The organism is Mitsuaria sp. PDC51 (assembly GCF_900113225.1).
Lineage (GTDB): Bacteria > Pseudomonadota > Gammaproteobacteria > Burkholderiales > Burkholderiaceae_C > Roseateles.
On sequence record NZ_FOZE01000004.1, the window covers coordinates 114108 to 133625 of the forward strand.

The following is a 19518-nucleotide window of genomic DNA, read 5'->3' on the forward strand; positions in this document are numbered from 1 at the left end:
CCGGGCCGCCTCAATCGTCGGTGTTCGGGTCCAGGCCCGGGAACAGGACCTCGGTGAAGCCGAAGCGGCTGAAGTCCTTGATCCGCATCGGATAGAGCGTGCCCACCAGGTGGTCGCATTCATGCTGGACGACGCGGGCATGGAAGCCCTCGGCCTCGCGGTCGATCAGGCCGCCGAAGGCGTCGAAGCCGCGATAGCGGATGCGGCTCAGCCGCGGCACCACGCCGCGCAGGCCCGGCACCGACAGGCAGCCTTCCCAACCCTCCTCGGTCTCGTCGGTCAGCGGCTCGATCGTCGGATTGATCAGCACCGTCATCGGCACCGGCGGCGCCTCCGGATAGCGCTCGTTGCGCTGGAAACCGAACACGACCACCTGCAGGTCCACGCCAATCTGCGGCGCGGCCAGGCCGGCGCCGTTGGCGGCCTTCATCGTGTCGAACATGTCCTCGAGCAGCGCGCGGAGCTCCGGCGTGTCGAAGGCCTCGACCGGCTGGGCATGGCGCAGCAGGCGGGGATCGCCCATCTTGAGAATCTCGCGAACGGCCATGGCGGCTTCCTTTGCGGTGACATGCGGGCGACGGCGCCGGACGGCGGCATCGCGTAACCTGCGGGCCATTCTAAGAACCCGACCCGGAGACCTCCCGTGAGCGACAACACCGCCCTGCCCCCGGCCCCGGCATCGCTGCCGGCCTACCTGGAAGCGCTCGGCCCCGGCCTCTATGCCGTGGACACCGCCTTCCAGCGCGACCACTTCGATGCCGCCTTCCTGGTCGTGGACGGCGGCCGGGCGGCCTTCATCGACACCGGCACGCGCCATGCGCTGCCGCGGCTGCTCGGCGCGCTGGAGGCGCTGGGCTTGCCGCGCGAGGCGGTGGACTGGGTGATCCCGACGCACGTGCACCTGGACCACGCCGGCGGCGTCGGGCCGCTGATGGCGGCGCTGCCGTCGGCCACGATGCTGGTGCACCCGCGCGGGCTGCGGCACATGGTCGATCCCTCGGCGCTGTGGGCCGGCGCGCTGGCCGTCTACGGCGAGGAAGAGATGCGCCGCTCCTACGGCGAACTGGTCGGTGTGCCGGAGTCGCGCGCCCAGGCCAGCAGCGACGAGCAGCGCATCGCCGTGGGCGCCCGCACGTTGCGGCTGATCGACACGCCGGGGCATGCGCGGCACCACCACTGCCTGTGGGACGAGACCAGCGGCGGCTGGTTCACCGGCGACACCTTCGGCCTGTCCTACCGCGAGTTCGACGATCCCGAGCGGGGCGCCTGGATCCTGCCGACCAGCACGCCGGTGCAGTTCGAACCCGACGCGCTGCGCGACTCCATCCGCCGGATGATGGCGACGCGGCCGTCACGCATGTACCTGACGCACTACAGCGCCGTCGGCCGCGATGCGGCGGACGTCGAGCGCCTGGCGGCGCTGCTGCTGTCGCAGATCGACGAGATGGTCGCGATCGCGAGCGGCCTGAAGGACGCGCCCGATCGGCATGCCGTGCTCAAGCGCGAACTGCTCGCGATGTTCCAGCGCCGGGTGCGCGAGCACCTCGGCGACCGGATGGCGCCCACGCGCGTGGCCGCGCTGCTGGCGATGGACGTCGAGCTCAACGCCCAGGGACTGGGCGTGTGGCTGGACCGCCTCACGCGTCGAGGTTGAGCTCCTGGATCTTGCGCGTGATGGTGTTGCGGCCGATGCCCAGCTTCTGAGCGGCCTCGATGCGGCGGCCGCGGGTCAGGTCCAGCGCGGTCAGGATCAGGCTGGCCTCGAAGCGGCGGGTCAGCACGTCCCAGACGTTGGGCTCGCCGGCGGCAAGCAGCCGGCGCGCCTCGCGCGCCATCTCGGCGATCCAGGCGTCGGGCGACGGCGGGATCGGGACGGCCGGCAGCGGCAGCGGTGCCGCCGCGCCGGCACCGGTCAGGCCGCTCGCAAGCGGCACCACCTCGGCCGAGAGCCCGCCCGATGGCGCCGCGTGCGCGCCCGGCGTCGCGAGCAGCTCCTGCGGCAGGTCCTTGGCCTCGACCACCAGGCTGGGTGCCATCACGCTCAGCCAGTGGCAGATGTTCTCCAGCTGCCGCACGTTGCCCGGGAAGTCGAAACCGACCAGGCGCTGCAGCGCCGCCTCGGACAGCCGCTTCGGCTCGACGCCGAGCTCGCCCGCGCTGCGCTGCAGGAAGTAGCGCGCCAGCAGCGGCACGTCCTCGCGGCGCTCGCGCAGCGGCGGCAGCCGCAGGCGGATCACGTTCAGGCGGTGGAACAGGTCCTCGCGGAAGCGGCCTTCCTTGACCAGCGTCTCCAGGTTCTGGTGCGTGGCCGCGACGACGCGCACATTGGCCTTCTGCGGGCTGTGGCCGCCGACGCGATAGAACTGGCCATCGGACAGCACGCGCAGCAGCCGCGTCTGCAGGTCCAGCGGCATGTCGCCGATCTCGTCGAGGAAGAGCGTGCCGCCCTCGGCCTGCTCGAAGCGGCCGCGCCGCGTCGCCTGCGCGCCGGTGAACGCGCCGCGCTCATGGCCGAAGAGTTCCGACTCCAGCAGGTCCTTGGGGATCGCCGCGGTGTTGATCGCGACGAACGGTCCTTCCGCGCGCGGGCTGTGCTTGTGCAGCGCACGCGCCACCAGTTCCTTGCCCGAGCCCGACTCGCCGGTGATCAACACCGTCACGTGGCTCTGGCTCAGGCGGCCGATCGCGCGGAAGACATCCTGCATCGCCGGCGCCTGGCCCAGCATCTCGGGCATCTGCACCTGCTCGGCCTCGCCGACCGCCTCGCGCTGGCTCTCCTCCTGCGCGCGCCGGATCAGCTCGACCGCGCGCGGCAGGTCGAAGGGCTTGGGCAGGTATTCGAAGGCCCCGCCCTGGAAGGCGCTGACCGCGCTGTCCAGGTCCGAGTAGGCCGTCATGATGATCACCGGCAGACCCGGCAGCTGCTTCTTGACCGTGGTCAACAGCTCCAGGCCGGAGCCGCCCGGCATGCGGATGTCCGACACCAGCACTTGCGGTGTGTCGTCCTCCAGCGCCGCCAGCACGTCGCGCGTCTGGCTGAAGCTGCGCACCGGCAGCCCTTCGCGCGTCAGCGCCTTCTCGAGAACAAAACGGATCGAATGGTCGTCGTCAACAATCCAGATCGACTTCATCTATGGCTCCCCTTTTCCCCGTTGTCGACTTGTGGCCGCGGCTCAGGGCAAAGGCAGGGTGATTCGGAAATCGGTCCGGCCCGGCTGGCTGTCGCAGTCGATCATCCCCTGGTGCTGTTGGGCGATCGTCTGCGCCAGCGTCAACCCGAGACCGGAACCGCCATCCCTCCCTGAAACCAGCGGAAAGAAGATGCGGTCCTTGATCTCCTCGGGCACGCCCGGGCCGTTGTCCTCGACATGCAATTCCAATGCCAAGCGCCAGCGCTGCTTGCCGATCGTCACTTGCCGGGCCACTCGCGTGCGCAGGGCGATGACCGCGTCGCCGGCGGCGATGCGCTCGTGCAGCGCCTGCGCCGCGTTCTGGACGATGTTGAGCACCGCCTGGATCAGCTGCTCGCGGTCGCCGCGGAAGTCGGGCAGCGAGATGTCGTAGTCGCGCTGCAGCGTCAGCCCGCGCGGGTACTGCGCCAGCACCAGCGAGCGCACCCGCTCGCAGATCTCGTGGATGTTGACGTCGCCCACCACCTGCGCGCGCCGGTGCGGCGCCAGCAGCCGGTCCACCAGCGACTGCAGCCGGTCGGCCTCGTGGATGATGACCTCGGTGTATTCCTCGAGCTCGCCCCACAGGTCGGTGGGCTGCAGCTCCAGCGCCAGCAGCTGCGCCGCGCCGCGGATGCCGCCCAGCGGGTTCTTGATCTCGTGCGCCAGGTTGCGCGTCAGTTCCTTGATCGAGTGGACCTGGTCGAGGTTGCGCTCCTCGCGGTCCTGGCGCGTCTGCTGCGCGTTCTCGATCAGCTCGATCACCAGCCGCTGCGGATCGTCCGTCTGGCTGACGATGACGTGCACCGGCAGCAGGTCGTCATGGGTGCGCGGCCCGCGGCGGATGGTCGCGTCGAAGCGCGAGCTGGAGAAGGCGTTGCGGCTGACTTCCTCCAGCGCCTCGACCAGGCGGCCGGTGTCGGTGAACCACTCCAGCAGGTTGCTGCCCTGCACCGCGCGGCGCGGCAGGTTGAACAGCGTCTCGACCGCGGTGTTGGCGAACTCGCAGGTGCCGTCGGGACGGACCACGGCGACCAGCGTCGCCAGGAGATCGAAGCACGCGAACGGCTCGTCGGGTGAAACGGGGGTAACGGGTTTGGGATTCATGCGGTGTCGCCCTCGTCGCCGTCGTCGCCAATGACGCGCGACACCGCGGCGGTGCGCCCCGCCGATCCCCGTTCAGAGGTTGGGCGGCGGCAGCTTCGCGAGCTCGCGCTTGATGGCCTGGACGTCGGCCTCCTGGCGCGAGACGGAGGCCTTGAGCTCGGTCGTGCGGTCCAGGTATTTCTGGTAGTTGCGCTCGTCGCCACGGCGCTCGGGCTGGCCGTTGTTGTACTCCTGCTGGAGCTTGGCGAGCTTGCCTTCGGCTTCGCGCAGTTCCTGCTCGAGGATGCGGCGGCGATCGTCGTCGCGCACGCGCTGGTCCTTGGCATCGACCTTGAGGTCACCTTGCGTCCCCGAGGCCGACACCGTCGGCGTACGCGGCTTGACCGGCGCGATCACCGAGATCGGCGTGCCCTCGATGCTGCGGCAGCCCTTCTCGGCGGCCTCCTTCGCGGACAGCGCGTCGGTGTACAGCACCGGCGGTCCGGGGCAGCGGTACACCACGCCCTGCGCCCCGGCAGAACCGGCGGCCATGGCCGCCATCGCGACCAGCACCAGCGCCGGCCATCCCCGTCCCACCCGCTTCTTCTGCAGCGTCATCTGCATTCCCTGCTTCCAACTGACCAGAGCCGGGAGGCATTGTGACGCAATCGGTCGCCGATGGGCATGGCGCCATGCGGAAGCGCTGTTGCCAGGTGTAGGGCTGTGGAACGTCGGACACGGCGCGGCAAAGGAAAAGGGACGGCCATGGCCGTCCCTGCGCGCGGTGGCAAGCGTGCGGAGCGGGCCGTGCCTGGGCGGTCATGGCGCGCTCCGCGCTTGCGATCACAGCGAGTAGTACATGTCGAACTCGACCGGGTGGGTGGTCATGCGGAAGCGCTGGACTTCCTGCATCTTCAGCTCGATGTAGGCATCGATGAAGCTGTCGGTGAACACGCCGCCCTTGGTCAGGAACGCGCGGTCCTTGTCCAGATACTCCAGCGCCTGGTCCAGCGAGTGGCAGACGGTCGGGATCTTCGCGTCTTCTTCCGGCGGCAGGTGGTACAGGTCCTTCGTGGCGGCTTCGCCCGGATGGATCTTGTTCTCGACGCCGTCCAGGCCCGCCATCAGCAGCGCGGCGAAGCACAGGTAGGGGTTGGCCGAGGGATCCGGGAAGCGCGCCTCGATGCGGCGGCCCTTCGGGTTGGCGACGTAGGGGATGCGGATCGAGGCCGAGCGGTTCTTGGCCGAGTAGGCCAGCTTCACCGGGGCTTCGAAGCCGGGCACCAGGCGCTTGTACGAGTTGGTGCCGGGGTTGGTGATGGCATTGAGCGCGCGGGCGTGCTTGATGATGCCGCCGATGTAGTACAGCGCGAAGTCGCTCAGGCCCGCGTAGCCGTCACCGGCGAACAGGTTCTTGCCGTCCTTCCAGACCGACTGGTGCACGTGCATGCCCGAGCCGTTGTCGCCGACGATGGGCTTCGGCATGAAGGTGGCCGTCTTGCCGTAGGCGTGCGCGACGTTCTGGATGATGTACTTCTGCAGCTGCAGCCAGTCGGCGCGTTGCACCAGCGAGCTGAACTTGGTGCCGATCTCCATCTGGCCGGCGTTGGCGACCTCGTGGTGGTGGACTTCGACGGGGATGCCCATCTGTTCCAGGATCAGGCACATCTCCGAGCGCATGTCCTGGCCGCTGTCGACCGGGGGCACCGGGAAGTAGCCGCCCTTGACGGTGGGACGGTAGCCGCTGTTGCCGTGCTCGTAGTCCTTGCCGGTGTTCCAGGCGGCTTCTTCCGATTCGATCTTCACGAACGAGCCGGACATGTCCACGTTCCAGCGCACGCTGTCGAAGATGAAGAACTCGGGTTCCGGACCGAAGTAGGCGGTGTCGCCCAGGCCGGAGGACTTCAGGTAGGCCTCGGCGCGACGGGCCAGCGAGCGCGGGTCGCGCTCATAGGCCTTGCCGTCGGTCGGGTCGATGACGTCGCAGGACAGGATCAGCGTCGGCTCTTCGAAGAAGGGGTCGATGTTGGCCGTGTTCGGATCCGGGATCAGCAGCATGTCCGAGGCTTCGATGCCCTTCCAGCCGGCGATCGAGGAGCCATCGAAGGCATGGCCCGACTGGAACTTGTCCTCGTCGAAATGGGAGACGGGCACGGTCACGTGCTGCTCTTTGCCGCGGGTGTCGGTGAAGCGGAAGTCGACGAACTTGACTTCGTGCTCCTTCACCATGTTCATCACGTCGGCGACGGTCTTGGTGGCCATCAATCACTCCTAGGGGGGCTGGATGAGAAAGAAAGAGTCGTGGGGCTTCGGCCCAGCGCGGACGATTTAGCAGTTTGCATGCCAGCGGATGGCAATCCGGTGACAGCCAGGCGCCAGACCGGTGCATGAGGCGCAAGCCCTTGATGCCGAACGCGCCACCCGAGGGCAATGCCCGTCGTTCAGAGCGCAGCGACGCCTGGGCGATCTCCGCCTGATCCGGACCGAAGCCCGAATCGGTGCATCATCGCACCAACTCGGTGCCGATGACAGCACCAAATTGGACAACGCCCGCGCGCAGGGCCTCGTAGGCGGCGTCCATGGCCGCCGCGTCCCCCTTGACGCCCAGTTCGATGTGGCGACCCCACTGCGGGTGATCGACGCTGGGCAGCGAGAACACCTTGATGCCGGGGAAGTCGGATTCGATCCGCTCCATCAGCGGGGTCAGGCTGGCTTCCATCGCGCCCTGGACGATCAGCGAGCGCTCGCGCGTGCCGACCGCGCGGTGCAGCTCGGCATGGCGGTGGTCCAGCACCCACTCGATCATCGGATGGGCCATCACCGGGAAACCGGGGACGAAGTAGGCCGTGCCGACCGAGAAGCCGGGGATCTTGTTGTACGGATTCGGAATGATGGCCGCGCCCTGCGGGAACACGCCCATCTCCATGCGACGCAGGGTGTCGGGGTGCTCGCGCTCGGGCGTCGTGCCCTGCTCCGCCGCCATCTGCTGGACGCGTTGCCAGATCAGCTCGGCCGCCTCCGGATGCAGCTCGAGCGGCCGTCCCAGCGCCGCGGCGGCGGCCTGGCGCGTGTGGTCGTCGGGCGTCGCGCCGATGCCGCCGCAGCTGAAGAACAGGTCGCCGCTGGCGAAGGCGGCCCGGTACTCGCGCACCAGTTGCTCCCGGTCGTCGCCCAGGTACTTCGCCCAGGCCAGCGACAGGCCGCGCGCGCCCAGCAACTCGATCACCTTGGACAGGTGCTTGTCCTGGCGCTTCCCGGACAGGATCTCGTCGCCAATGATGAAGAGGCCGATGTTCATGCGGGTTCCTGCGAAAACGTGGGAGCGAAGAAGGCGATGAAGACGAAGGCGATCGCGGCGCTCGCCGCGTCGGCCGGCTTCAGAGCGGCGACGGCCGGTTCTCGATCGCGGGCGGCGGCGTCGGGTCCTCGGCGTCCAGGGGCGGCGCCGTCGCATAGTTGGCGGGCAACGCGTCCATCACCGGATCGGGCGCGCGTTCGGCGCGGGTGTCGGCGCGGCGCATCTCCTGCAGCGCGGCCAGCGCGTAATGCGAGAACCACAGCGAGCTGAAGGCGAACACCAGCGTGTAGAGCCAGACCGACACCAGGATCAGCACCGGCGCGAAGGCGATCGTCAACGCGCCCATCGCCCAGATCGCCGCCGGCGCCGCGCCCAGGTAGCCCGTCGCCAGGCCCAGCAGCAGCAGCGGCAGCCGGTGCTCGGCCAGCAGGCGGCGGCGCTCGGGCGCGGACGCGTGCTCGGCCAGCACGTCGAAGGTGAACACGCGATACCCCAGCCAGCCCCAGATCAGCGGCGGCAGGATCAGCGCCAGCGGCGGGATCAGCCAGAACGGCAGCGACGCCACCAGCAGCACGACGCACAGCAGCGTGTGGCCCAGCGACCAGCTCAGGCTGGCCACGAAGCCGGCGCCGCGCTTGCGCTCCAGCCCCGCGAAACGGCGCTGCGCGACCAGGTCCACCATCGACGGCGTCATCAGCAGCGCCACCAGCAGCAGGCTCAGCACGACCAGCGCCGGCACGGCCATCGCCAGCACGATGATCGGCGCGAGCACCGTGCGGAAGGACGCGGCGCCGAGGCTGTCCAGCCACTTGAGCAGGCCGTCGATCAGGCTCCAGGACTCGAGCGTCGCGCGCACGCCGGCGACGGCGGCTTCCCAGAAGAAGTAGCCGAGCCCGAACGCGAGCGCCGCCGACACGATCAGCGGCAGCAGCGACAGGCCGATCACCCGCGGATGCAGGCAGTACGCGGCCGCCCGCCAGAACGCGTCCGCGATGCGGCTCATCGGCTTGATCATCCCTGGTTCCCTCCAGCCGGCGCCTGGCCGGCGATGTCCATCGTCGCGCCGCCGGGCGGCAGGGCGCCGCCTCCGGGCGCGGCCGCGATCTTGTCACGTCCGGCGAGCCGCTTCAGCCCCAGCCACTGCTGGGCCCAGAAGCCGCGGCCGTAGTCGCGGCCGCCCTCTTCCGGCAACTGGTCGCGCACGCCGGTCGGGTCCCAGCGGTCCTCAAAGTTGGCGGTGCGGAACAGCACGTCCCAGATCGGGAACATGACCGCGAAGTTGTGGCCGCCCAGCGTGCCGCGACCGAAGCCTTCATGGCCGATGCCGATCGAGTGATGCAGGCGGTGGAAACGCGGGCTCACCAGCAGGCGCTCGCCGATCGCGCCGAAGCTCAGCCGCAGGTTGGCATGCTGCAGGTTCTCCAGCAGCTGCGAGATCGCGACCAGCGCGACGAACTGGCCGGGCCCGACGCCGATCAGCACCGCGGTCAGCGCGACCGCGCTGTCGATCAGCAGGTCGTCCAGCAGGTGGTTGCGGCTGTCGCTCCACATCGTCATCTGGCGCTGGCTGTGATGCAGCGCATGCAGCGCCCACCACCAGTGCCACGAATGCTGCGCGCGATGCAGCCAGTACTGCAGCAGGTCGAAGGCCACCAGGTACAGCACGAAGCTGACCCAGGCCTGGTCGGTGACGCCAGGCCAGATCGCGTCGAGCTGGAAGGACGGCAGGCCGAGCATGCGCATCTCGCCGACCAGGCTGTCGACCACCGGATCCAGCGAGAAGAACATCGCCAGCCGGAACACGCCCAGCCGCTGGATCAGCGTGTAGACGATGTCGATGCGGATCGCATGGCGATCGGTGACCGCCTCCGCGGGGCGCCAGCGCTGCAGCGAACCGATCACCGCCAGCATCACGACGATCTGGATCAGGCCCACCAGCAGCCAGCCGGTCGCGTCGAACGCGTCCTCCAGCAGGTTGCCGTAGCCCAGGTGGAAGACGACCGGTTGAATGACGCTCTCGAACAGCGCCTGCTGCGCCTGTGCGAACAGATCGGTGAGCCAGTCCATCACGCTGTCGGTCCTTCCATGAATCGGTGGATCGCGTCCGTGCCGCCCGCGCGCCTCAGCGCTTCAGGGCGTCCTTCGGCCCCGCGGGCCCGGGGGTGGCCGGCACGGCCGGAAGGCCCGCCGGAGCGCCAACCGGCACGCCGCTCGCGGCCGCCTTCGCAATCGCTTCCTGCGGCCGGCGCATCCAGGCGACGTAATCCGGATGATCGCGCAAGGGCGCGAAGCACATGCCCCGGGATTTCAAGCCTTGCAGCAGCGGCTCCAGCACCGTCGGCGCCCACGGGTCCTGGCGCGACCAGATGCCCAGGTGCGCCATCAGGATGTCGCCCGGCTTGACGCGCCGCAGCGCCTGGTCGAGCAGCGCGGGGTTGGGGTACTTGTCGCTGGGCAGTTCGTCGCCGAGGAAACCGGAGGCGCTCCAGCCCACGTGCCGGAATCCGCAGGCCTGCGCCGCCGCGAGCAGCGCCGGCGAGGTGCGTCCGGCCGGTGCGCGGAAGATCATCGACATCGGCCGGCCGGTCATCTCGAGGAAGCGGCGCGCGGGGCGCTTGAGCTCCTCGCAGTACTCGGCCGCGCTCAGCACGACGTTTTGCGGCACCTGCTCGCCGGCGGCGCGCTTGAAGCGGAACCGGCCGTCGGGCAGGTCCGCCGACCAGGCGTCGTGGTACCAGGTGTGCGAGCCGAAATCATGGCCCTGCGCGGCAAGCAGCTTCCACCACGGCGCCCACTTGTCGTCGAGCGTCTGCCCGCCGTCCATGGTCGGTTCCTGGGCGAGGAAGAAGGTCGCCTTCGCGTCGAAGCGCCGCAGCGTGTCGACGATCAGCGGCGCCACGCCCATGTGGCCGGTGTCGAAGGTGAGGTAGACGGGCTTGTCGCAGGGGGCCGGCGCCGGGGCCGAGGCGCCCTGCGGCTGCGCTTGCACCGCCATGGTCAGGCCGAGCGCGAGCGCCACGGCCGGACGCGCAAGCTGCGCAACTCGCGCAAGCTGCGCCGGACCACGCAGGACGAACGGGATCTTCACGGCCAGGGCCCTCGTCAGCCGGCGCTCACTGGCGCGGCATCTGGTCCAGCGTCCAGACGCCGTGCGGCGACTTGCCGACCTTGACCTGCTGCAGGATCTGCTTGGTCTGCAGGTCCATCACGGTGAGCTTGCGCGCCCAGCGCGAGGTGAACATCAGCGTGCGGCCGTCGGTCAGGATCTCCATGTCGTCCGGGCCGCCGGGCGCCTTGAAGGTGTCGACCACCTTGAAATCCGCCAGCGCGATCTTGCTGATCGTGTTGGCCGCGCGGTTGCTCACCAGCACATGCTTGCGGTCGCCCAGCGCGCGGAACGAATGCGCGCCGTCGCCGGTCTCCAGCTTCTTGACCAGCCGCGGCTGCGCGCCGCCGACGTCGTAGACCTCGACGCTGCGCTCGCCGGTCAGCGCCACCAGCAGGTACTTGTCGTCGGGCGTCAGGTAGAGGTCGGCCGGCAGCTTGCCGACGGGGATCTTCCAGCGCGGCGCCATCGTGTTCAGGTCGATGGCCAGCAGCTCCGAGCTGTCCTGCAGGCTGGCGTAGACAACGCTGCTCTTCGTGTCGATGGACAGGTGGCTCGGCGTCTTGGGCGCGGAGAAGCGCTTGAACAGCGCCAGCGGCTGCGCCGCGTTCTGCGGCTGCCACTTGTAGATGTCGACGTGATCCAGGCGGTTGCCGGCCAGCACCAGCCACTTCATGTCGGGCGAGAAGCGCAGGTGATAGGGGTCGGGGATGCCGTGGACGGTGCGCTGCACCTCGGCCGTGACCGGGTCCAGGAAGGTCAGCGAGTCGCCCAGCGCGTTGGCCACGACCATGGTCTTGCGGTCGGGCGTCAGGTAGAGGTGGTGCGGCTCCTTGCCGGTCGGAATGCGCTTGACCTGGCGGAAGTCCTTCGGATCGATCACGCTGACGTCGGCGTCCAGCGAGTTCAGCACGAAGATGGGACTGCCGGTGGTGGCCAGCGCCGACGGCGCCGCGATCGACGCGCTCAGCGCCACGGCCAGGGCGGCCAGCAGCGGCCGCGCGAGGGAAGACAGCATGGAGATCCTCAACAGGGAGATGCCCGGCGAGCCAGGCGGCACGCAGCCCTCAAGTGTAGGCGGGTTCTCCCTAGGTCCGACCCGGAACAGCGCCGCCAAGGCCCGCCTGATGCGGGTTTGGGGCGGGTTTCGTGCGGGTTGGGGACGGACCTGGGCGTCAGGCAGGCGGCGTCGAAGCGGCGCGTTCACGCGCGGACGCTGCGGGCGTCGGAACGGGTGGAGCGCGCCGCCGCGGTTGCATCCGGTTGCGGAAGACTTGCCGCCAGGGTTGCGGCAAGTCTGCGCATCGCGAACTTCTTGGGCCGGTTACTCGTCGTCGCCGCCGAGCAGGCCGCCCAGCAGGCCACCGGTAGCGAAGCCGCCCAGCATGGAGCCCTCCTCGCGCGCGCCACCGCGCTGCGGGGCCGCGGCGAAGACGCGCGACGCCAGGCGCGAGAACGGCAGGCTCTGCAGCCAGACTTCGCCCGGGCCGGTCATCTTGGCCAGGAACAGGCCTTCGCCGCCGAACAGGGCGGTCTTGATCTTGCCCACATACTGGATCTCGAAACTCACGCTCGGCGTGTAGGCGACGACGCAGCCGGTGTCCACCAGCAGCGTCTGGCCCGGTTGCAGCGTGCGACGAACCACGGTTCCGCCCGCATGCACGAACGCCAGCCCATCACCGTCGAGCTTCTGCATGATGAAACCTTCACCACCGAAGAAGCCAGTCGACAGCCGCTGCTGCAACGCGATGCCCAGAGACACGCCGCGAGCCGCGCACAGGAACGCGTCCTTCTGGCAGATCAGCGTGCCGCCGAGCTTGCCCAGCTCCATCGGCAGGATCTTGCCGGGGTACGGCGCCGCGAAGGCGACGCGCTGCTTGCCATGAGCCTGGTTCGTGTAGACCGTGGTGAACAGCGATTCACCGGTCACCAGCCGCTTGCCGGCACCGAGCAACTTTCCGAAGAACCCGCCCTGGTTGGCGGAACCATCGCCGAACACCGTGTCCATGCCGATGCCGGCATCCATGAACATCATGCTGCCGGCCTCGCCGATGGCAGCTTCGCCGGGGTCGAGTTCGACCTCCACGAACTGCATCTCGGCACCCTTGATTTCGTAGTCGACAACGTCCATCGCCATGGTGTTCACCCTCTGTCACATCACAAAGAAACGGGCGCGATATTAACGTTTCGCGGCCTTTCTATACTGCGGTCATGACGCCCATGTCCCCTGACGAAAGCGCACCCCTCACTCCCCTGAAACCCGGCGACAGCTACGTGCAATCCTTCGCGCGCGGCCTGTCGGTGATCCGGACCTTCGACAGCCACCACGCCCGGCAGACCCTGACCGAGGTGGCCAAGCGCTGCGGCCTGACGCGCGCCGGCGCGCGCCGCATCCTGCTGACGCTCCAGACGCTGGGCTACGTCCGTTCCGAGGGGCGGATGTTCGAGTTGACGCCGAAGATCCTGGACCTCGGCTTCGCCTATCTGTCCTCGCAGCCGCTGTGGCGCTTCGCCGAGCCGATCGCGATGCAGCTGGCCAACGACGTGCGGGAATCGGTCTCCATCGCGGTGCTCGACGGCGACGACGCCGTCTTCGTGCTGCGCGTGCCGATGCGCAAGGTGCTGTCGGACCCGATGGGCGTGGGCAGCCGGCTGCCAGCGTGGGCCACGGCGACCGGCCGCGTGCTGCTGGCGGCACTTCCCGTCGAGGAACGCGAAGCCCGCTTGGCGCAGGTGCAGCTGGCGCGTCGCGCGGTCAACACCGTGCGCACGCCGGAGGAACTGCGCGCCGCGGTCGAGCAGGCCCGGCGCCAGCATTGGTGCCTGGTGGACCAGGAGCTCGAGGACGGCGTGCTGACCGTGGCCGCGCCGATCGCCGGCCGCGATGGCAAGGTCGTCGCGGCGATCAACATCAGCACCCATGCGTCGCGGACGCCGCCGCAGGTGCTGCTCGAGCAGGGACTGCCCAAGTTGCAGGCGGCGGCGCAGAGCCTGTCGCAGCTGCTGGTGTTGATGAAGAAGGACTGATCGCTGGGGAGCCTAGTCCGCGGGACTGGGCTCGGTCCCCTTTTCACCCCATGTGCAGGCCGCCGTTGCAGCTGAAGTCCGCCCCGGTGGTGAACCCGGACGACTCGCCCGCCAGCCAGCCGACGATGGAGGCGATCTCATCCGGCTCACCCAGGCGCTTGACCGGGATGCCGGCGACGATCTTCTCCAGCACGTCCGGGCGCACCGCCCTGACCATGTCGGTGCCGATGTAGCCCGGGCTGACCGTGTTCACCGTGACGCCCTTGGCGGCGAGTTCCTGCGCCAGCGCCATCGTGAAGCCATGCATGCCGGCCTTGGCCGCCGAGTAGTTGGTCTGGCCCGCCTGCCCCTTCTCGCCGTTGACCGACGAGATGTTGATGATGCGGCCCCATCCCTTGTCCACCATGCCGGGCACCACCTGCTTGGTGACGTTGAACATGCTGTTCAGGTTGGTGTCGATGACGGTGTCCCACTCGTCGCGGGTCATCTTCAGGAACATGCGGTCCTTGGTCACGCCCGCGTTGTTGACCAGCACATCGATCTTGCCGTGCTCGGCGATCGCGCGGTCGAAGGCCGCGACGGTCGAGTCCCAGTCGGCGACGTTGCCGACCGACGCATGGAAGGTGTAACCCAGCGCGGACTGCTCCGCCAACCACTTGGCATGGTCGCGGCTGGGGCCGCAACCGGCGATGACCTTGAAGCCATCCTTGTGGAGGCGCTGGCAGATGGCGGTGCCGATGCCGCCCATCCCGCCGGTGACGTATGCAACTTTCTGACTCATCTTGCTTGCCTCCTGAGGGGCCCGCCGGGCCGCCGCGTCCGCGGCCGGGGTGCCTGGAATGTCGGAACGGATACGACGCGCGAAAGGGAATCCGCGCTCAGCGCTCGACGCACAGGGCCACGCCCATGCCGCCGCCGATGCACAGGCTGGCGATGCCCTTCCTGGCATCGCGCTTGATCATCTCGTGCAGCAGCGTCACCAGGATCCGGGCGCCGGACGCGCCGATCGGATGGCCCAGCGCGATCGCGCCGCCGTTGACGTTGACCTTGCTCAGGTCCCAGCCCATCTCCTGATGGACGGCGCAGGCCTGTGCGGCGAAGGCCTCGTTGATCTCGAGCAGGTCCAGGTCCTTGGCCTGCCAGCCGGCGCGCTCCAGCGCCTTGCGCGACGCCGGCACCGGGCCCATGCCCATGGTCTTGGGATCCACGCCGGCGCTCGCGTAGGACGCGATCCGCGCCAGCGGCGTCAGTCCCAGTGCCTTCGCCTTCGCATCGGTCATCAGCACCAGGCCGGCCGCGCCGTCGTTCAGGCCCGACGCGTTGCCGGCGGTCACCGAGCCCGCCTTGTCGAAGGCCGGCTTCAGGCCCGCGAGCGCCTCGGCGGTCGACTTGCGGTTGATGAACTCGTCCGCCGCGAACACGACCGGATCGCCCTTCTTCTGCGGAATCGTCACCGGCACGATCTCGGCGGTGAAGCGGCCGGCGTCCTGCGCCGCCGCGGCCTTCTGCTGGCTGGCCAGCGCCAGTTCGTCCTGCTGCGCGCGGCTGACGTGGTACTCCTTGGCCACGTTCTCGGCGGTGATGCCCATGTGGTACTGGTTGTACACATCCCACAGGCCGTCGACGATCATCGTGTCCACGAGCTTCCAGTCGCCCATGCGCTGGCCGTCGCGCGAGCCCGGCAGCACGTGCGGTGCCAGGCTCATGCTCTCCTGGCCGCCGGCGATGACGATCTCGGAGTCGCCGTCGCGGATCGCCTGCGCCGCCAGCATCACGGCCTTCAGGCCGGAGCCGCAGACCTTGTTGATCGTCAGCGCCGGCACCGTGACCGGCAGGCCCGCCTTGATCACCGCCTGGCGCGCGGGGTTCTGGCCCACGCCCGCGGTCAGCACCTGGCCGAGGATGACCTCGTTGATCTGCTCGCCCTGCAGGCCGCTGCGGCGCAGCAGTTCCTGGATCACGATCGCGCCCAGCTCGCTGGCCGGCGTCTTCGACAGCGTCCCTCCGAACTTGCCGATCGGCGTGCGTGCCGCGGCGACGATGACGATGTCTTGCGGTGAACTCATGACTCGCTCCTCTTTCGAAACTGCTGAACTGCGGATGTCAGCGGGATGAAGGTGATGACTCCTGGACGCGGCGCGGGCGGTCTCACGCGCGCTGCTTCACATAACGGCCCGGCGCCGGCTCGATCGCCGCATGGCCGCGGCCGCCCGGCGCGCGCGGTGCCGCCTTCAGCGGGCCCGCGTGGCCGGCCAACCACTGCGACCAGTCGGGCCACCAGCTGCCGGGATGCTCGGTGGCGTTCTGCAGCCATTGCTGAGGATCGGCCGGCAGCGCCGTGCCCTTGCCGATCCAGTGGCTGCGTTTCTTCTTCTCCGGCGGATTGATGACGCCGGCGATGTGCCCGGACGCGCCGAGCACGAAACGCCGCTTGCCCTTGAAGACCTGCGTGCTGCGGTAGGCGGCATCCCAGGGGACGATGTGGTCCTCGCGCGAGCCGTAGATGTAGACCGGGGCCTGGATCCGGCCGAGGTCGATCGCCTCGCCGCAGACGGTCAGGCGGCCGGGGATGCGCAGCTCGTTCTGCAGGTAGGTGTGGCGCAGGTACCAGCAGTACATCGGGCCCGGCAGGTTGGTCGCATCGCCGTTCCAGTACAGCAGGTCGAAGGCCGGCGGCGCGTCGCCCTTGAGGTAGTTGCCGACGACGTAGTTCCACACCAGGTCGTTCGGGCGCAGGAAGCTGAAGGTCGTCGCCAGCTCCTGGCCCTTGAGCAGGCCGGGCCCGCTCACCGCCTGGTCGCCCAGCGTCATCTCGCGCAGCTTCACCGCCTGCTCGTCGATGAACAGGTCCAGCACGCCGTTGCTGCTGAAGTCGATCAGCGTGGTCAGCAGCGTGACGCTCTCGGCGGGCTGCTGGCCTCTGGCGGCCAGCACCGCCAGCGCGGTCGCCAGGATCGTGCCGCCGACGCAGAAACCCAGCGTGTTGATCGTCTCGGTCCCGGCGATCTCGCGCACCACCTCGATGGCCTTGATCGCGGCCTGGCCGATGTAGTCGTCCCAGGTCCAGTGCACGCAGTCCGCATCCGGGTTGCGCCAGCTCACCACGAAGGTGCGGTGGCCCTGCGCGACCGCGTGGCGGATCAGCGAGTTCTCCGGCTGCAGGTCGAGGATGTAGTACTTGTTGATGCAGGGCGGCACCATCAGCAGCGGCCGGGCATGCACCTTCGTGGTGAGCGGCTTGTACTCGAGCAGCTGGAAGAAGTCGTTCTCGAAGACCACGCTGCCTTCGGTCGTCGCGACGTTGCGGCCGACCTCGAAAGCCGATTCGTCCGTCTGCGACACATGGCCGCGCCGCACATCGGCCATCAGCAGCTGCAGGCCGCGGGCGAGGCTCTCGCCCTGCGTGTTCAGCGCGCGCTGCTGGGCCTCGGGATTGAGGGCGAGGAAGTTGCTCGGCGAGGCCGCGTCGATGAACTGCTGCACGGCGAAGCGGACGCGGGCGCGGGTCTTGTCGTCGCCCTGCACCTGATCGGCCATGCGCTGCAGCGTCTTCGCATTGAGCAGGTAAAGCTGCGCGGTGAAGTGGGCCAGGCGGTTGTTGTTCCAGGAGGCATCGGCGAAGCGGCGGTCCTTCAGCGCGGCGCCGGAGGCCGGTGCGCCATCGCTCGCGTGGGACTCGGCAAGCGCCGCGTTCCAGAGCTCGCCGGCCTGGCGGAGATAGTCCGATTGCAGCTGCGACCAGGCGTCGGGCGCGACCTGCATGGCCTGCAGCTGCTTGAAGGCGTCGCCGAATCCATGCGACAGGCCGGCCGCGGCCTGCTGCGCCTGCTGGGCCCACTGCTCGAAACCGGGGAACGATGCGCCGGGGAATCCGGCCGCGGCGTTGTTCGCGCTCATGTGTCTCCTCATGCCGACTTGAGCAAGAAGCTTGCCACAGCCGATCACGAGGATCACCGAGGTCGCTTCGCATATGCTCAGGCGCTTTGTAGCCCGTTCAGCTTACCCCCGCGTGACGATGATGTCGCCGATGACCCGAGGAATTTGCTGATGTATCTGGTGGCCATCGCCTGGATGTATGTGGTGCTGATGATGGCCGTGGCCGAGGCCTTCAGCCCGCAAGGCACGGTGCTCGGCGCGCTGGTCACGCTGGTGTTCTACGGCCTGCTGCCGCTCTCGATCGTGATGTACCTGATGGGCACACCACGGCGGCGCGCCGCGCGCCGGCGGGCCGAGGCCGACGAAGCGGCTCAAGCGACGAAAGCGACGAAAGCGAATCAAGCCGACGAAGCCGCCACGGCGGCCCGCGCGCCGGCCTCACCGCAGCCGGATGACGGCCGCCATGCGGCCGCTGCGCAGCCCATCGACACGTTCGTGGCGGAACGAAAAGAATCGTGACGGCTCGCTCAAGGTGCACCAGCCGCCGCCGCTGATCGCGCCCAGGCCCAGCGCCGCCAGCCTGCGCCGCGCCAGTCCGTAGAGATCGGCCCGCCAGCGCGGCTCGCCCTGCGCATTGGGCTCGAAGCGGAACAGCGGCTGGTCGGCGTGCACCGGCTCGGCACCGAAGGCCGCCAGCACGTCGGCGCCGACCTCGAAGCGTGCCGGGCCGATGCCCGCGCCCATCCAGGCCCGGATCTCGCGGGCGTCGCAGCCGGTCGCCTCGCGCATGGCGGCGACCGTGTTCTCCAGCACCCCACCGGCCAGGCCGCGCCAACCCGCGTGCGCGGCGCCGACCACGCCCGGTCCGGCGAACAGCACCGGCAGGCAGTCCGCCACCATGACCGCGCAGGCCAGCGCGGGGTCGGTGCTGACGGCGGCGTCGGCGGGCTCGGGGTCGGCGTCCGGCGCCGCATGCATGGCGCGCAGCCGCAACACCGTGGTCCCGTGAACCTGCTTCAGGAAGACCGGCTGACCGCCGATCGCGGCGGCGACGCGACGCCGGTTCTCGGCGACATGCGCCGGGTCGTCGCCCACCGACCGGCCCAGGTTCAGGCTCGCGAGGCCCCGCCGCTCGGCCGGGCCCTCCGCGCCGCCGCTGACGCCGCCCGCGCGCGTGGTCATGAACGCGACGACCTCGGGCACGGCCCAGTCGGGCCGCAGCCAGTCGGGATGCGGCGCGTCGACGGAGTTCATGGCCGCGTCGCCCGCAGGCTCACTCCGCATCGGGACAGGCGCTGGGCTGCGTCTGGCGGAAGGCCTCCTGCGACATGCAGTGCTCGAAGATCGCCATGACCGTGGGCACGTGATCGAGGCGGCAGTCGAAGCGCTGGGCGTTGAAGATCTGCGGCACCAGCACGCAATCAGCCATCGTGGGCGCATCGCCGAAGCAGAAGCGGCCGGCGCGGCCCTCCGCCTTCAGGCGCTGCTCGACCACGGCCAGCCCGCTCTCCACCCAGTGCTGGTACCAGCGGGTCTTGTTGTCGTCGCCGACGCCGAGTTCCTTCACCAGGTAGCGCAGCACCCGCAGGTTGTTGAGCGGATGGATCTCGCAGGCGATGTCCTGCGACAGCGCGCGGATGTAGGCGCGGCACAGCGCGTCGCCGGGCAGCAGCGGGGGCTCGGGATGGACCTCGTCGAGGTACTCGATGATGGCCATCGACTGCGTGACGACGGCTTCGCCGTCCTTGAGCAGCGGCACCAGGCGCGAGGCCGACACGGCCGAGTACGACTCGTTGAACTGCTCGTTCTTCGCGAGGTGCACCGACTTGTAGTCGAAGTCCAGGCCCTTGAGCGCCAGCGCGATGCGGACCCGGTAGGACGCCGACGAGCGGAAGTAGTTGTAGAGCTCCATGGCCGGCGATGATGCCACGGGGGCCCGCGATGGAGGCCGCTAC

The 19518-nt window shown here is 69.3% G+C and carries 19 protein-coding genes; 3 read left to right on the top strand and 16 right to left on the bottom strand.

Translation table 11 applies throughout. The annotated features are described in order from the left end of the window. Positions 1-10 precede the first annotated feature (10 nt). A complete protein-coding gene (gene def / locus BM393_RS24530) occupies positions 11-547 on the bottom strand; it encodes a peptide deformylase (RefSeq protein ID WP_091734089.1) in 537 nt (178 codons plus the stop codon). Positions 548-643: 96 nt separating this feature from the next. Here def and BM393_RS24535 point away from each other — a divergent pair, with 96 nt between their 5' ends. Then, positions 644-1654: an MBL fold metallo-hydrolase gene (locus tag BM393_RS24535; protein ID WP_254783601.1), complete on the top strand. Its 1011-nt coding sequence runs from the start codon at positions 644-646 to the stop codon at positions 1652-1654. On the opposite strand, the gene ntrC is transcribed toward BM393_RS24535, so the two are convergent. From ntrC to BM393_RS24585, 10 genes are all read right to left on the bottom strand, one after another. Continuing rightward, entirely contained in the window at positions 1638-3131 is a 1494-nt protein-coding gene (gene ntrC / locus BM393_RS24540; RefSeq protein WP_091734091.1) for a nitrogen regulation protein NR(I), read from the bottom strand. The genes BM393_RS24535 and ntrC overlap by 17 nt on opposite strands. Positions 3132-3173: 42 nt before the next feature. Continuing rightward, positions 3174-4277: a nitrogen regulation protein NR(II) gene (glnL, locus tag BM393_RS24545; protein WP_091734093.1), complete on the bottom strand. Its 1104-nt coding sequence runs from the start codon at positions 4275-4277 to the stop codon at positions 3174-3176. Between the two features lie 72 nt (positions 4278-4349). Next, entirely contained in the window at positions 4350-4880 is a 531-nt protein-coding gene (locus BM393_RS24550; protein WP_310732162.1) for a hypothetical protein, read from the bottom strand. 219 nt (positions 4881-5099) lie between these two features. Continuing rightward, the gene (glnA, locus tag BM393_RS24555) at positions 5100-6518 is read right to left on the bottom strand and encodes a type I glutamate--ammonia ligase (protein ID WP_091734095.1); all 1419 of its coding nucleotides are present in this window, start codon (positions 6516-6518) and stop codon (positions 5100-5102) included. A 241-nt stretch (positions 6519-6759) separates the two neighbouring features. Continuing rightward, positions 6760-7554: a molybdopterin-binding protein gene (locus tag BM393_RS24560; RefSeq protein WP_091734098.1), complete on the bottom strand. Its 795-nt coding sequence runs from the start codon at positions 7552-7554 to the stop codon at positions 6760-6762. Between the two features lie 79 nt (positions 7555-7633). Then, positions 7634-8569 (bottom strand): EI24 domain-containing protein, encoded by a 936-nt coding sequence (locus BM393_RS24565; RefSeq protein WP_254783602.1) that lies wholly within the window; start codon positions 8567-8569, stop codon positions 7634-7636. Then, entirely contained in the window at positions 8566-9621 is a 1056-nt protein-coding gene (locus tag BM393_RS24570; protein WP_091734100.1) for a sterol desaturase family protein, read from the bottom strand. The genes BM393_RS24565 and BM393_RS24570 overlap by 4 nt, the downstream gene beginning before the upstream one ends. 55 nt (positions 9622-9676) lie before the next feature. Further along, complete coding sequence (locus tag BM393_RS24575; protein WP_404932684.1) at positions 9677-10573, bottom strand: polysaccharide deacetylase family protein; 897 nt, start codon at positions 10571-10573, stop codon at positions 9677-9679. Between the two features lie 94 nt (positions 10574-10667). After that, entirely contained in the window at positions 10668-11678 is a 1011-nt protein-coding gene (locus BM393_RS24580; protein ID WP_141225480.1) for a YncE family protein, read from the bottom strand. Positions 11679-11984: 306 nt separating this feature from the next. After that, positions 11985-12797: a TIGR00266 family protein gene (locus BM393_RS24585; RefSeq protein WP_091734102.1), complete on the bottom strand. Its 813-nt coding sequence runs from the start codon at positions 12795-12797 to the stop codon at positions 11985-11987. Positions 12798-12880: 83 nt separating this feature from the next. Here BM393_RS24585 and BM393_RS24590 point away from each other — a divergent pair, with 83 nt between their 5' ends. Beyond that, on the top strand, positions 12881-13687 hold the full coding sequence (locus BM393_RS24590; protein ID WP_091734193.1) for an IclR family transcriptional regulator C-terminal domain-containing protein: 807 nt from the start codon (positions 12881-12883) through the stop codon (positions 13685-13687). Positions 13688-13730: 43 nt separating this feature from the next. On the opposite strand, the gene phbB is transcribed toward BM393_RS24590, so the two are convergent. From phbB to phaC, 3 genes are all read right to left on the bottom strand, one after another. Continuing rightward, positions 13731-14468 carry an acetoacetyl-CoA reductase gene (gene phbB / locus BM393_RS24595; protein ID WP_091734104.1) on the bottom strand — a complete coding sequence of 246 codons (738 nt, stop codon included), beginning with the start codon at positions 14466-14468 and terminating at the stop codon, positions 13731-13733. A 97-nt stretch (positions 14469-14565) separates the two neighbouring features. After that, positions 14566-15753 carry an acetyl-CoA C-acetyltransferase gene (locus BM393_RS24600; RefSeq protein ID WP_091734106.1) on the bottom strand — a complete coding sequence of 396 codons (1188 nt, stop codon included), beginning with the start codon at positions 15751-15753 and terminating at the stop codon, positions 14566-14568. An 82-nt stretch (positions 15754-15835) separates the two neighbouring features. Then, a complete protein-coding gene (phaC, locus tag BM393_RS24605; protein WP_254783603.1) occupies positions 15836-17584 on the bottom strand; it encodes a class I poly(R)-hydroxyalkanoic acid synthase in 1749 nt (582 codons plus the stop codon). 150 nt (positions 17585-17734) lie between these two features. Here phaC and BM393_RS24610 point away from each other — a divergent pair, with 150 nt between their 5' ends. Continuing rightward, positions 17735-18082 carry a hypothetical protein gene (locus BM393_RS24610; protein ID WP_091734110.1) on the top strand — a complete coding sequence of 116 codons (348 nt, stop codon included), beginning with the start codon at positions 17735-17737 and terminating at the stop codon, positions 18080-18082. Here BM393_RS24610 and pgeF read toward each other — a convergent pair. Beyond that, positions 18002-18817 carry a peptidoglycan editing factor PgeF gene (gene pgeF / locus BM393_RS24615; protein ID WP_175538499.1) on the bottom strand — a complete coding sequence of 272 codons (816 nt, stop codon included), beginning with the start codon at positions 18815-18817 and terminating at the stop codon, positions 18002-18004. The genes BM393_RS24610 and pgeF overlap by 81 nt on opposite strands. Before the next feature lie 19 nt (positions 18818-18836). Continuing rightward, the gene (maiA, locus tag BM393_RS24620; protein WP_091734112.1) at positions 18837-19475 is read right to left on the bottom strand and encodes a maleylacetoacetate isomerase; all 639 of its coding nucleotides are present in this window, start codon (positions 19473-19475) and stop codon (positions 18837-18839) included. Between the last annotated feature and the right edge of the window lie 43 nt (positions 19476-19518).

Bases quoted from the DNA above. Each gene is read 5' to 3' on its own strand.
- def (WP_091734089.1), bottom strand. From the start codon at position 547: ATGGCCGTTCGCGAGATTCTCAAGATGGGCGATCCCCGCCTGCTGCGC.
- ntrC (WP_091734091.1), bottom strand. From the start codon at position 3,131: ATGAAGTCGATCTGGATTGTTGACGACGACCATTCGATCCGTTTTGTT.
- glnL (WP_091734093.1), bottom strand. From the start codon at position 4,277: ATGAATCCCAAACCCGTTACCCCCGTTTCACCCGACGAGCCGTTCGCG.
- BM393_RS24550 (WP_310732162.1), bottom strand. From the start codon at position 4,880: ATGCAGATGACGCTGCAGAAGAAGCGGGTGGGACGGGGATGGCCGGCG.
- glnA (WP_091734095.1), bottom strand. From the start codon at position 6,518: ATGGCCACCAAGACCGTCGCCGACGTGATGAACATGGTGAAGGAGCAC.
- BM393_RS24560 (WP_091734098.1), bottom strand. From the start codon at position 7,554: ATGAACATCGGCCTCTTCATCATTGGCGACGAGATCCTGTCCGGGAAG.
- BM393_RS24565 (WP_254783602.1), bottom strand. From the start codon at position 8,569: ATGATCAAGCCGATGAGCCGCATCGCGGACGCGTTCTGGCGGGCGGCC.
- BM393_RS24570 (WP_091734100.1), bottom strand. From the start codon at position 9,621: ATGGACTGGCTCACCGATCTGTTCGCACAGGCGCAGCAGGCGCTGTTC.
- BM393_RS24580 (WP_141225480.1), bottom strand. From the start codon at position 11,678: ATGCTGTCTTCCCTCGCGCGGCCGCTGCTGGCCGCCCTGGCCGTGGCG.
- BM393_RS24585 (WP_091734102.1), bottom strand. From the start codon at position 12,797: ATGGCGATGGACGTTGTCGACTACGAAATCAAGGGTGCCGAGATGCAG.
- BM393_RS24590 (WP_091734193.1), top strand. From the start codon at position 12,881: ATGTCCCCTGACGAAAGCGCACCCCTCACTCCCCTGAAACCCGGCGAC.
- phbB (WP_091734104.1), bottom strand. From the start codon at position 14,468: ATGAGTCAGAAAGTTGCATACGTCACCGGCGGGATGGGCGGCATCGGC.
- BM393_RS24600 (WP_091734106.1), bottom strand. From the start codon at position 15,753: ATGAGTTCACCGCAAGACATCGTCATCGTCGCCGCGGCACGCACGCCG.
- phaC (WP_254783603.1), bottom strand. From the start codon at position 17,584: ATGAGCGCGAACAACGCCGCGGCCGGATTCCCCGGCGCATCGTTCCCC.
- BM393_RS24610 (WP_091734110.1), top strand. From the start codon at position 17,735: ATGTATCTGGTGGCCATCGCCTGGATGTATGTGGTGCTGATGATGGCC.
- pgeF (WP_175538499.1), bottom strand. From the start codon at position 18,817: ATGAACTCCGTCGACGCGCCGCATCCCGACTGGCTGCGGCCCGACTGG.
- maiA (WP_091734112.1), bottom strand. From the start codon at position 19,475: ATGGAGCTCTACAACTACTTCCGCTCGTCGGCGTCCTACCGGGTCCGC.